This is a genomic window from Pararhizobium antarcticum, from assembly GCF_001885585.1.
Lineage (GTDB): Bacteria > Pseudomonadota > Alphaproteobacteria > Rhizobiales > Rhizobiaceae > Pararhizobium > Pararhizobium antarcticum.
In genome coordinates, this window is record NZ_LSRP01000068.1 from 15526 (window position 1) to 27814 (window position 12289).

Sequence of the window (12289 nt, forward strand, 5' to 3'; positions counted from 1 at the left end):
CGCCGGACACGCGAGAGACGCTCCATCACCGCAATGTCACCGTCCCTGCGTATGCAGCCGTTTACAGTATGTGCAACAGGCTTATTGGACGAGCACGACATAGGCCTGTCGGCGGGCCGGGACACAATTGACATTGACGAACCGAAACCATAATTATCTTTGATCAATTGGTTCCCCGGTTGCGAGGCGCTTTCGGGGAGTAAATGGGAACGTGACGGGTGGACCCATTCTGGGCACTTTCATCACGGCCGACCCCGCGACTGTAGAGCGGTCAGCGTTTTTCGTTCCGGATGATCGCATCCGGGAAAAGCCACTGAGGCAAGGACACCGCGAGATTGCGGCGATCCGAGACTTGGGAAGGCGAGAGAAACGTCTTGGTGTGCAAGCACCTGACGCCGCGAGCCAGGAAACCTGCCGGTTGATGAGGGGCATTGGTGCCCAATCGGTGGGAGTTCTCCCACGTGCCATCACGGAGGTTGTCATGGCTACGTCTAAAGTTTCGAGTGTTCCGCTTTCTCTCAACGACCGCATCACTGCCGGTATCCTGGCTTTGCTGATCGGTTCTTTCCTTGTGTTTGGTGCAGGCCTGGCCAATTCCGCCGTGCTGCACGACACGGCGCACGACGTGCGCCACTCCCTCGGCTTTCCCTGCCATTGACGATGGATCCGGAGAGGCACCGCCTTTCCGGTCTGCCCGGACGCTGAAGAGCCCGCGCTGCCTTGGCATCGCGGCGTCTTGGCGTGTCCTGTTCATGACATGTCGGTGATCCGGGCTTTTGAGAGCGCATTTTACGCCCACGGAGAGGGACTTCCAATGATTGTCAAAACGCTTCTGGCTGCCGTCGTGGCCGGGTTGATTGCCGGTGTCTTCATGACAGCGGCGCAGCAGGCACGCATCGTGCCGCTGATCCTCCACGCCGAGCAATATGAGGGCAAGGAACCGGCATCTGTCATTCCGGGAACCGATACTCCAGCGGCGGTCCAGAGTGAAAACCACGAGCATTCGTCGCTGGCGCCCCCGTCCTTCCCGACGGATATTCTGGACGCCCTGTCGCCGGTGACGCCGGCCCATGCCCACGAGGGTGAGCACGACGATGGCGGCATCATGTTCGGCATGAGCCGGTTTTCGGGAACGTTGATCGCCAATCTCGTTGCCGGCGCCGGTTTTGGTCTTCTGCTCGCCGGCGTCAGCATGCTGATCGCTCGTCCGGTGACGCTGTCGAATGGTGCACTTTGGGGCGCGTTCGGCTGGCTGGCGATACATCTCCTGCCGGCCATCGGCCTTCCACCGGAACTTCCGGGCTTTCCGGCTGCCGATCTGGGTGACCGGCAAGCCTGGTGGATGGCGACGATCGCTCTGTCGTCTGTCGGGCTCTATCTCCTGGCCCTTCGACCGGAGATTGCCGCCAAGATCATCGGCCTCCTGCTGATCGCCGCGCCGCATGTCTATGGCGCGCCGCAGCCGGCGGACCTGTCCAGCGCCGTCCCTGCTGTCCTCGGCGCGGAATTCGCGGTTGCGGCACTGGCAACGGCGCTGGCCTTCTGGATCGTTCTGGGGATTGTCTCGGGCATCCTGAACGACCGACTGGCCCGGATGGCCTGAACGACGGCCTGCACCGACATTCACCGCGCGTCGAAAGACGCGCGGTGCGCATCATTCCTCTCTGCGCTGCAGGCTGCTGCCGCGCACGAAGTCGCGCAACCGGGACCGCTGACTGTCGGCATCAAGCAGCACGCAATTGTCACAAAACCGGTTCTGGGCCGTTCGATAGAAGAGGCAGCACCCGCCTCTCAGACGGAACGTCTTTTCCACCGGACGACCGTCAACGACCGTCTTGATCGTCTCGAAGCGCAGCGCAGGCGATGCCAGTGGCGACCCCTCCCGCCCGACCAGCGCAAGCGCCATCCCGATCGCCTCGGCTTCGCAGCCCAGCGCTTGTCCGAGATCCAGAAAGGCACCGGCGAGCGAATCCGCCGCCAGCCGCCACTGCGCGGCTGTGGAAAACCCGGTCTTTCGTTTGAGCGCGTCGATGACGGGGCGGAGATGCGCGACAATCTCGTCGTGAAAAACACCAAGGCTATCGTCAGTAGCAGGCAGCACATGGCCGGACGATCGGATATGAAAACGCCAGACATCGAGCGGCAGGGCCATTTCAGAGCGGTCGACCGCTTCGAAACGGATCAGAATCCGTTGCGGGTCCATATCCGGCACCCTGCCCGTCCTCAAGTAAACGCAGACCACAGCAGCGCTGAACTGGTGGCTGTAGAGCGCGATCAGATGGGCGGCCCGGGTTCGCTCGTCCATGCCCTCGGCGAAGCGTGTCTGATAGGCGAGATAGGTGTCGATCTGACCGACATGCACATCAAAGGCTGAGCTTGCCGGCGAAAAGCCGTCTCGCACAGGGCCTTCCTCGCCGAGGGCTTTGTCGACAGGGCCAAGTGAAAAGGCACTCTGCGGAAATGCGTGAGCGAGCCACGCTATGGCTACGGCGAACTCGCCTTGCGCCGGGATGCCTGACTGCCGATCCTTGACCAAGACTGCATCCGCCGTTGTTTCCTCCGGACGCCTCTATCCTAAAGCCAGCCGCCGGAAAAGCCCGCGCGGCTCAGGCCACGGCGAATGAAGCGTGAATCCCGCAGCAAATCCCAGATCAGGCCGCTGCGGTGATTTTCGATCATCATCACCAGCAAGCCCTGGTCGAGGCCGACGCTGCTGCCGCTAACCCAGCCTTCCGGTCCGCTGCCTGCAATGCTCGGATTGAAACTGCCGGTAAAGCGCCCGTCGATCAGAACATCAGGATAAGTTGAGAGAATGGTGCGACATCCGGCCATCGCCGCCTGCGGCTCGAAGGGCAGGCAAGCCAGCGGCGCCCATGGCGCAATCGTGCCGTCATCCGGCCCGAGAGGTGCGCCGCGGGCTGAATAGCCGGTAAATCGCTGCCTCCGGCCATTGACCAGCAGGCGCGACTTTTCCGGACCGTCACACGCTGTCAGCCCCCACATGTCCTGTCCGTAGCCGACGAAGTCTCCCGGATTTCGCGCCGCATAGTCGCGCTGAACGGCGATGGCGCAGCGCGTATTCTCGAAATAATCACTGTCCTTTTCCGCAATCGCCTTGTCGCGAATGCCACGAAAATCGATCCAGGCATGCGAGAACAGATGAATGAACAGCGGTCCGGCATAGAGATACGAACCCTGTGCGCAGGGCATCCAGTCGAATTTTGCTGCAAAGGCGGCATAGCTCTGCTCCGGAATGGGATGGGCCGGAGAGGCCAGAGCCAGGATATAGAGAATGATGGCTTCGCTATAGCCTTCCCAGCGATAGGGCAGAAAACCGCTGCGCGGCTTCCAGCCAAGCGAAAGCGTGTCGGCCCGGTCCAGTGCCCAATGCCAGTTGGCCCGCGCATAGAGCATGTCGGCAATCGACCGGATTTCCGACTCGACGTCATTGTCCCGCGAAAAATAGGCCGCCGCAGTCAAGACACCGGCGAGAAGGAGGGCGCTGTCGATCAGAGACAACTCGCTCTTCCACGTCCGTTGCCCGGTTTTCATATCGAGGAAGTGGTAATAGAGCCCCTTGTAACCGGTCGCATCCTTGTCGCGACTCTGACGGCTCTGCGCAAAAAAACGAAGCGTCGTCAGTGTCCTGTCCGCTGCAGCCGTGCGCTCGATCCACCCGCGCTCGACGCCCACAGGGTAAGCGGAGAGGCCGAATCCGGTCGCCGCTATGCTGGAAGGCGCGCCCGGCAGTGACGTATCGGCGACAAGGCCGGTCGAGGCATCGACATGGTCGAGGAAATAGGAAAATGCGGCCTTCTGCAGGCGATCGACGAGCGCCGCGTCGGTTTCGTATCTCTGAAGCATCACCACCACTACTCCGAACCGCAGGGATCCGCGGCATAAATTCACCGGTTTTCACCGTTTGTTGAACGGCTGAACGCCTGCGCCCGTCGCCAGCGGAAATTCCTGTGTTAATCTTTTTCCTCCCCCACGAGGAAACAGACGGATTGGATGACGCCATGTTCCCAACTCTTGCCCTGCTTCTGGGACTGACCGCTGGAACACCCGTTGAAGCCGCGGCCACAGCCGCGCAGGAGGTGGATGTCGAACTGGTGCTGGCCGTCGACATGTCCGGCTCGATGGATCTCGAGGAAGCGCGCATCCAGCGCTCCGGTTATGTCGAGGCCATCCGGCATCCCGACTTCGCCAATGCCGTCACCGCTGGCCTTCTGGGGCGCGTCGCGATCAGCTATTTCGAATGGGCAGGCAGCGTCAACGAAACATCGCTCGTTGCGTGGCAGGTCATCGAGACTGCCGCCGATGCGGCCGCCTTCGCCGACCGACTGGCCGCACAGCCAGTCGCAACCCGCCGCGGGACATCGATCGCCAACGCCATCTCCTTCGGCGCAACCCTGATCAGGAGCAATGATTTTTCCGGCCTGCGCCGCGTCATCGACGTGTCCGGCGATGGCCCGAACAATATGGGGCCGCCGGTCAGCCCGGCCCGCGACGCCGCGGTGGCACAGGGGCTTGTGGTCAACGGCCTGGCGATCCTCATCAGGCCCTCCGGCTCCACCGGCGGGCTCGACCGCTACTATGCGGACTGCGTCATTGGCGGAGCGGGTTCCTTCGTGCTTCCGGTCCGCACACCTGCAGACTTTGCAACGGCCATCCGCCAGAAACTGGTGATGGAAATCAGCGGCACAGGATCGTCGCCACGCATCGTTCCCGTCCAGATCGCGCCACCCACCGACTGCATGATCGGCGAAAAGCTGCGGCCGTTCTACCTGGACAGGGTCGATCCGCCGTCGGACAAATAGCCTGCGCAGAAAGCGCGCACGCCTTCAGAAAACGAACGTCTCATCGTCCCTGCCTCCGGCAACGCGACCGGATGCCATTTTTGGGAGATCGAAGAAGCGCGCCTTCAACCTATTCCATTTTATCGCAAAATATGCTTTTATTGAATGAACGTTCAGCAAGATATGGGGATAGTCATGAACGAAATGATCCGCGACGTCAGCGTTCCCAACGATTGGGACCGGCGGGGATTGCCGGGATGGTGCTACCACAGTGACGCTTTGCTGGAGCTTGAAAAACAGCATGTTTTCCGAGAACACTGGCAGATCGCCTGCCACATTTCCGATGTGCCTGATGCCGGCGACTACATCACCATGGACGTGGTCGGCGAGCGCGCGCTGATCCTGCGCGATCAGGATGGCGTGGTCCGCGGTTTCCACAATATCTGCCGGCATCGCGGCTCGCGGGTGGTCACCGACGAAAAAGGCACATGCCGCAACGCGCTGGTCTGTCCCTTCCATGGCTGGGTCTACAATCTCGACGGCAGCCTGCGGGGGGCCGCCCGCCCGCGCAGCTTTCCGCCGCTCGACAAGCAGGAATTCGGGCTGAAGCCGCTGGAGCTGGAAATCTGGCTCGGCTTCGTCTTCATCCGCTTTTCCCCCGGCCCGCAACCCCCGGTCGCCGAACTCATGCAGCCCTTTGCGGCAGAACTCTCGCACTATCAAAGCGAGCACATGGTGCCGGCCGCAGGCCTCTGGACACAGAACTCCCCTGTCAACTGGAAATCCGTGCGCGACGTCGACAATGAAGGTTACCACGTCGCCATGGCGCATCCCGCCCTGCAAGATCTCTATGGCTCGACCTATTATGACGAACCCTTTGTCAATGGCCTCTGCCGATCCTTCGCAACCTACAATCCGCATGCCGGTCGACGGTGGAGCGTGCGCAACTATGTCAGCATCGCCCCCGAAGCGACGCATCTGCCGGATCCTCTGCGCAAGGCCTGGATCTACTACGGCATCTTCGCCAATGCCGTCATTGCCGTTACGCCCGAGATCGTCCAGTTCTATCAGGAGTTTCCCCTTACCACCGGAAAGACGATGCTGCGCGGCGGGATCTATCGCCACCGCGAAGAAAGCCGGGCGCAGCGCGCTGCGCGCTATCTTGCCTATCGTATCGACCGCGATACCCAGGCCGAAGACGTGCAGCTGACGGTCTGGTCGAACGAATCCATGACATCGAAAGCCTTCGAAGGCTTTTATCTCTCCGACCTCGAATACGGCGTGCGGACCCATCATGATCACCTGCGCGGGGTCCTACCGGTCATGAGCCTGGACAAGGCCCCGGAAGAGCGGGCGATGGCGGAGGTCAATGAGCAGATGTCACGCCAGCCTCGCTGACGACCCGGCCTACCCTCTGCTCCACGGCCGATATCGTCATCCGGTCAGGACAGACCCGGCATGAGCAAAGGCAGAGCCGCCAGACAATCTCGCAGGCGCACGTCACGAAACTGAACTTGCATGCGGCGGCTTTGCTCACCCGCACGACCGGCGATCGCCTGCTTTTAAGCCTGCAGGCCCGGTCTTTTCGAGCCGCTTGCGTCTGGGAACAATAAGGGGACGCGAAGGTTAATGCTGTTCATTTATCCTCAAGGAGCAGATCCATGACCGAAGGCAATCGTCCGATCCCCCCGCAGCCGAAACAAGAGCAGTCCCCTCCTGGCGAGACCTCACGCATGAAGCCGATCCCCGATCATGGGGAAAAAACCTACAAGGGAAGCGGCAAGCTCAAGGGCAAGGTGGCGCTGATCACGGGCGCCGATTCCGGGATCGGCAGAGCCGTTGCCATCGCCTATGCGCGTGAAGGGGCCGACATCCTGATCTCCTATCTGAACGAAGACGAAGATGCCAAGGACACCGCCCGTCTGGTGGAAGAGGCCGGCCAGAAAGTTGTCGTCGCGCCCGGCGACATCAAGAGCGAGGACCATTGCAACGCCTTGGTGGAACGCGCCGTCACAGAGCTCGGTGGTATCCATATTCTCGTCAACAACGCTGCGTTCCAGCGGACATACGCGACGATTGCCGACATCACTGCCGAGGAATGGGACGAAACATTCCGCACGAACATCTATGCGGCCTTTTATCTGTCGAAAGCCGCCATTCCCCACATGAAGCCGGGCAGCGCGATCATCAACACGACATCGATCCAGTCGCGCCAGCCCTCGTCGCACCTTCTTGCCTACGCATCCACAAAGGGCGCGATCTCCAATTTCACGGCGGGTCTGGCTGAAATGGTCGCCGAGAGCGGGATCCGGGTGAATGCCGTTGCACCTGGCCCGATCTGGACGCCGCTCATTCCATCGACAATGCCAAGCGAAAAATCAGAGACCTTCGGCAAACAAACCCTGCTCGGTCGTGCCGGCCAACCGGCAGAACTCGCCGGCGCCTATGTTCTTCTTGCCTCCGAGGACGGAAGCTACATGACAGGCGCAGTGATCCCCGTGACCGGCGGTGAGATCATGATCTGATCGCCTGACGCGGGATCAAGCCCCCCGGAGACGCATGTGTGTGCACAATCTGGCACGCGTGACGGACTGCGCACATCGTTCGATGTGGCTGCAGAGAGCCAAGCCAAGCGGAGTATCGCCTGCCAGCGACACTCCGCTTTTTCATGCGCGGCTACAGGGCCTGGATGCGCTCCCGAAAGCGCTGTGCGCCATCGATGATATGGTCGAGGACAACCTCGACCGCCCAATGCCGTTCGGCGATGTCATAGGCGACGCTGCGGCTGTGGACGTTCTGGAAGGTGCCGATCCGCCGGTGAAAATGCTTGGCCAGTTTGGGGTAGCCCATGCCTTCAGACATGGCGGACAGGACGAGGAAGGTGTCGAGCTCGGCTGCCAGTTGCGGATGCGAACGGCCATGATCCATCAGCCATCGATAGAGGTCCGGATGGAAATTGTTCATGACGCCGGAAAAGCCGTGCCCGCCGGCCTGAATGGCCGGCCAGGCGATCGCGGCATTGGCATTGTTGATGGCGAGCGGCGTGCCAGCGACCAGAGCCAGCCGTCGCTTCACATGATCGAGATCGCAGGTCACATCCTTGAGAAAGGCAAAGCGCCCGCTGTCGCCGCACCAGCGGACCTCCTCGTCGGTTAGCAGGCGACGATAGGGCGCCGGGCATTCGTAGAGCCCAAGTGCCATGTCGCCCGGCAGCGCGGCCAGCAGGTCATCCATCCGGGCGCGGAAGACACTGCTGTCTTCGTCCGCCGCAGCAAGCCGGTTGGTCACCAGGACGACCGCATCGACGCCGGTTTCCGAAATGGCACGCAGCTCTGCCTTCTGGTCGGACATGGCTGGCGAGATGTGGCCGGATGCCACCACCGGCACGCGACCGGCGACCTGCTTGACGGTGAAGCTTGCGAGATCGCAGCGCTCCTTCAGGGACAGGAACAACATTTCGGACGACTGGCACACGGCAAACAGGCCATGGGAGCCGTTGTCCAGATACCACTCGATCAGTCTGGCATAGCCATCCCAGTCGATCGCATTTTCCGGGGTGAACGGCGTGATGACGACAGGGAAAATGCCCTGCATGGAATGCGACATGGTGTTTGGTCCTTATGAGAAGCCGGTCGAATGAATTTCAGTTGGGGTATCCGAAGGCGCGCGGCAGCATCAGCGTCAGATCGGGGAACAGGATCAGCAGCAGCAGCGCCGCCACCAGCACGCCAAGGAACGGCCAGATCTCCCGGATGATCTCGGCGAGCGGAATGCGCGTCACCGCATTGATGACGAACAGCAGGATGCCGTAGGGCGGCGTGATCAGCCCGATCATGCAGTTGACGATCGCCACCACGCCGAAATGCACGAGATCGATGCCCAGTTCGCGGCAGCTCGGCAGGAAAAGCGGGATGATGACGAGAATGATCGTGGAGGCATCGAGGAAACAACCGAGCAGCAGGAGCAGCAGGTTGACACCGAGCAGAAACACCAGCGGATGCATGTCGAGGCCGACCAGCGCCTTTGCCACCACATCCGGGATATTCTCGGACGCCACGATGTAGTTGAGGATCAGCGCGCCGCCGATCACCAGGCCGACCGATGCCGAAGATCGGGCACTGCCGACCAATATCTCGTAGAAGGTGGAAAATGACAGCGCGCGGTAGAAGACAACGGCCAGGATCAGCGCGTAGAAGGCTGCGAGGGCTGCCGCCTCGGTCGGCGTTGTGACGCCGCCATAGATGCCATAGAGCAGGATGCCCGGCATCAAGAGCGCCGGCCCAGCATTCAGCGTCAGGCGCGGCAGGTCGCGCATCGGCACGGGTTCATCCTTGGCGAAGCCGCGCGCATGCGAAATCCAGGCATTCATGACCATCAGCACGACACCCATCAGCAGGCCCGGAATGATGCCGGCCAGAAACAGGAAGCCGATCGAGGTGTTCGACACCAGCGCATAAAGCACCATAGGGATCGAGGGCGGGATGATCGGCCCGATGGTGGCAGAGGCAGCCGTGATGGCAGCCGCATAACCGCGCGTGTAGTGGCCAGACTTGACCATCATGTCGATGATCAGCTTGCCGATGCCTGCCGCATCCGCCACGGCCGAGCCCGACATGCCGGAAAAAACCAGCGAGGCGAGCACGTTGACATGGCCGAGCCCGCCGCGGAAACGCCCGACGAGCGCAATGCAGAACTGCAGCAGCCGGTCCGACACCGTACCCGCATTCATGATGTTGGCGGCCACGATGAACAGCGGCACGGCCAAAAGGATGAAGCTCTGGTAGAGGCCGTCCATCAGGATCTTGCCGCTGATGCCGATGCTCTGCCCGGCCGCTGCGAGATAGGCGAGCGACGCGATCAGGATCGCATAGGCGATCGGCATGCCCATGGCAGCGAGGCCCATCAACGTCACAAGACACAGGAGAAATTCGAAGCTCATGGCTTTGGCCTGCCTTCCTCGGTCGGTCGCGGTTCCTCGACGCCGTAGCGGAACGCATTCCAGACCAGCCAGAGATAGCGCGCGGCTACCACCAGCAGAAACACGATGTAGATGAGATAGACGTCGCGCATCCGGATCCAGTCGCCAAACAGATCGCCCAGCGTCGCGGTCTTCTTCAGGCGCAGGATCATGAACCGGTCCCAGGTGGGTGCAACCGAAGCCAAGAGCCCGATCGACAAAGCAAGGCCGGTAATGATCGCAAAGGCGCGGCGGACGTGCGGCGGCACCGCCAGATAGAGGATGTCGAAGGTGACGTGGTCTTCGTTCTTGACGACAAAAGCATTGCCCCAGAAGATCAGCCAGACCCAGATCGCCAGGCAGAATTCCAGCGTCCAGCCAAAATTCCCCGACTGCATCCATGGCAGGTTCTCGGTGACCCAGGGGATCCGCGCTGTGTAGCGCACCACGACCTGCAGCACGAAGGTGCCGAACATGGCGGCCATCAGCGCGGCGGAGACGGCATTGGCGAAATTTCGGAAATAGGGCTGGATGGGGGGCAAGAACTGCGCTCCGACAAGCCGCACCCAGGGTGCGTTCACTGCAGTATGTGGCCGGGGGATATCCCCGGCCGGTTCTTCGGTTTCGATCAGTTGCCGAGCGCGTTGATCTTCTCCAGGGCGCCGTCTGGCCATGCCTTGGCGAATTCAGAGCCGATATACTGGGCCTGCACATGGGTGCGGAAGGCGTTCAGGTCCGGCTCATACACCTCGAGCCGCTGCTCCTTCAGGAAGGCAACCAGTTCGCCTTCCTTTTTCAGCTGACCCTTGCGTCCGGCTTCGGCCGCATCGTCGGCAGCCTTCTGCAACGAGGCCTGCTGTTCCGGTGTCAGCTTGTCCCACACGGCCTTGGAGAAGGCGATATAGTTCAGGTCGACAAGGTGGGCGGTCAGGCTGATCTGCTTGGTGACTTCGTAGAATTTCGCATCCACGACCGATGGCAAAGGATTGTCCTGGCCATCAACCGAGCCGGTCTGCAACGCGGTATAAATCTCGGTGAAGGCCATCGGCGTCGGATTGGCACCCAGCGAGCGACCGAGGAATTGCCAGGCGTCGCTACCCGGCATGCGCAGGTTGACACCGGCCAGATCCGCAGGCGTCATGACGTTTTTCTCGGCGCGGGTGAAGCGCAGATTGACGTGGCGCTTGCCCAGATACATCACCGTCAGCAGCTTGACGCCGAGTTCGTCCTCGACCTTCTGCTTGAAGGGATCCATCAGCGGATCGTTGAACACCTTGACCTGGTGCGCGGCGCTCTGATGGACATAGCCGGTCGCAAACAGCGAGAATTCCGGAAAGAAATTGGCCAATTCCTGCGCAGAGGCGATCGACATCTCCAGATCGCCGGCGGAAATCGCTTCCAGTTCCGCGCCCTGTGCGATCAGCGAGGCATTGTAATGTGGCTGATAGGTCGCAAACTCGCTGATTGCCGGTGCGAAAATGCTGGCCAGCGCCACCGAGCGCTGATCGCTTTCGGACGCAGGCGTCGACATCCGGATGGTCGGCTTGTCCTGAGCCATTGCATTCGGCATCGGCAGTCCCGCGGCCAATAGGGCGAAGGCCCCGGTCGTCGCCAGAAGGATCCGGCGCGTCAGTTGATGTGTCATTTGTCTACTCCTCCCAAGGTGATGAATGGCGCAGGTGCAAGGCCGCCCTGCCGCGTGACCCGCTCCTCCAAGCGGTTATTCCAGCCGAACGCTGCAGTTCGGACTTACCAGCGCTGAACTAACATGTTAGCTTAATGTTAGCAATAGAACATTGGGCCTCATCATGTCTGAACCCGTCAATGCGAATCCTGGCCCGCGGGGCCGCTCGGCGACGAACAGCGGCGACACCTCGCTGCGCCAGGTCGCCTATGAACGCATCGAGGACCTTTTGAACTGGGGCGGGATCAAGCCCGGCCAGGTGATCTCGCAGCGCGAACTGGTCGAGATGGCGGGGGTTACCTTGGGTTCCGTTCGCGAGGCAATCCCGCGATTCGAGGCGGAGGGTCTGTTGCAGACCATTCCCCAGCGCGGCCTGATGGTGCCCAGCCTCGACGTTACCTTCGTCCGCGAGGCCTACCAACTGCGGCGTATTCTTGAACTCGGCGCCCTGCCGGACCTGCTCGAGCGGCTGGACCGTGCCGTTGTCAGCCAATGGATCGATTGGCACCTCGCGGCCCGTGCCCGTCTCGACGGTACCGATCAGGGCAGCCTTGAGAGTTTCCTGCGCGAATTCCAGCTGCACGACTGGGACATGCATGCCCGCATGGTTGAAACGATGGGCAACAGCCTGATTTCCAATGTCTATCGCGTCACGGCCATCAAAATCCGCATGTCCGCCCAGGCCAGGGTCCGCGTCACGCGGGAAAACGCAACGCGCGTCATCAGGGAGCATCTCGCCTTCCTGGAGCCGCTGTTGCTGGGCCACGCGGAAGACGCCGCCCGGAGCCTGTCGCACCATATAGACCAGTCCCTGACCCTCGCGCTCGGCGGCGTGCTGAAGGCTTAAGC

12 protein-coding genes and 1 riboswitch are annotated in these 12289 nt (G+C 61.4%); of the genes, 6 read left to right on the top strand and 6 right to left on the bottom strand.

Annotated elements, in window-relative coordinates:
• The first annotated feature begins 151 nt into the window (after positions 1-151).
• Positions 152-433: riboswitch (cobalamin riboswitch) on the top strand.
• Between the two features lie 48 nt (positions 434-481).
• Both AX760_RS05610 and AX760_RS05615 read left to right on the top strand, forming a co-directional pair.
• A complete protein-coding gene (locus AX760_RS05610) occupies positions 482-658 on the top strand; it encodes a CbtB domain-containing protein (protein WP_071832090.1) in 177 nt (58 codons plus the stop codon).
• 156 nt (positions 659-814) lie between these two features.
• The gene (locus AX760_RS05615) at positions 815-1603 is read left to right on the top strand and encodes a CbtA family protein (RefSeq protein ID WP_071832004.1); all 789 of its coding nucleotides are present in this window, start codon (positions 815-817) and stop codon (positions 1601-1603) included.
• 51 nt (positions 1604-1654) lie between these two features.
• Here AX760_RS05615 and AX760_RS05620 read toward each other — a convergent pair whose 3' ends face one another.
• Together AX760_RS05620 and AX760_RS05625 are read right to left on the bottom strand one after the other, a co-directional pair.
• Positions 1655-2536: a ferric iron reductase gene (locus AX760_RS05620; protein ID WP_083531080.1), complete on the bottom strand. Its 882-nt coding sequence runs from the start codon at positions 2534-2536 to the stop codon at positions 1655-1657.
• 38 nt (positions 2537-2574) lie between these two features.
• Entirely contained in the window at positions 2575-3864 is a 1290-nt protein-coding gene (locus AX760_RS05625) for a glucoamylase family protein (protein WP_071832005.1), read from the bottom strand.
• Between the two features lie 155 nt (positions 3865-4019).
• On the opposite strand from AX760_RS05625, the gene AX760_RS05630 reads away from it, so the two are divergent.
• The 3 genes from AX760_RS05630 to AX760_RS05640 all read left to right on the top strand — a co-directional run bounded on the left by AX760_RS05630 (position 4020) and on the right by AX760_RS05640 (position 7324).
• The gene (locus AX760_RS05630) at positions 4020-4820 is read left to right on the top strand and encodes a DUF1194 domain-containing protein (protein WP_071832092.1); all 801 of its coding nucleotides are present in this window, start codon (positions 4020-4022) and stop codon (positions 4818-4820) included.
• 174 nt (positions 4821-4994) lie between these two features.
• Entirely contained in the window at positions 4995-6197 is a 1203-nt protein-coding gene (locus AX760_RS05635; RefSeq protein WP_071832006.1) for an aromatic ring-hydroxylating oxygenase subunit alpha, read from the top strand.
• A 263-nt stretch (positions 6198-6460) separates the two neighbouring features.
• The gene (locus AX760_RS05640; protein ID WP_083531081.1) at positions 6461-7324 is read left to right on the top strand and encodes an SDR family oxidoreductase; all 864 of its coding nucleotides are present in this window, start codon (positions 6461-6463) and stop codon (positions 7322-7324) included.
• A gap of 151 nt (positions 7325-7475) precedes the next feature.
• On the opposite strand, the gene AX760_RS05645 is transcribed toward AX760_RS05640, so the two are convergent.
• From AX760_RS05645 to dctP, 4 genes are all read right to left on the bottom strand, one after another.
• Complete coding sequence (locus AX760_RS05645; protein WP_071832008.1) at positions 7476-8405, bottom strand: dihydrodipicolinate synthase family protein; 930 nt, start codon at positions 8403-8405, stop codon at positions 7476-7478.
• Positions 8406-8442: 37 nt separating this feature from the next.
• A complete protein-coding gene (locus AX760_RS05650; protein WP_071832009.1) occupies positions 8443-9738 on the bottom strand; it encodes a TRAP transporter large permease in 1296 nt (431 codons plus the stop codon).
• Positions 9735-10298 (bottom strand): TRAP transporter small permease, encoded by a 564-nt coding sequence (locus AX760_RS05655; protein WP_245294937.1) that lies wholly within the window; start codon positions 10296-10298, stop codon positions 9735-9737. The genes AX760_RS05650 and AX760_RS05655 overlap by 4 nt, the downstream gene beginning before the upstream one ends.
• An 86-nt stretch (positions 10299-10384) precedes the next feature.
• Entirely contained in the window at positions 10385-11401 is a 1017-nt protein-coding gene (gene dctP, locus AX760_RS05660) for a TRAP transporter substrate-binding protein DctP (protein ID WP_071832010.1), read from the bottom strand.
• Between the two features lie 163 nt (positions 11402-11564).
• Here dctP and AX760_RS05665 point away from each other — a divergent pair, with 163 nt between their 5' ends.
• Positions 11565-12287 (top strand): GntR family transcriptional regulator, encoded by a 723-nt coding sequence (locus tag AX760_RS05665; RefSeq protein ID WP_071832094.1) that lies wholly within the window; start codon positions 11565-11567, stop codon positions 12285-12287.
• The last annotated feature ends 2 nt before the right edge of the window (positions 12288-12289 follow it).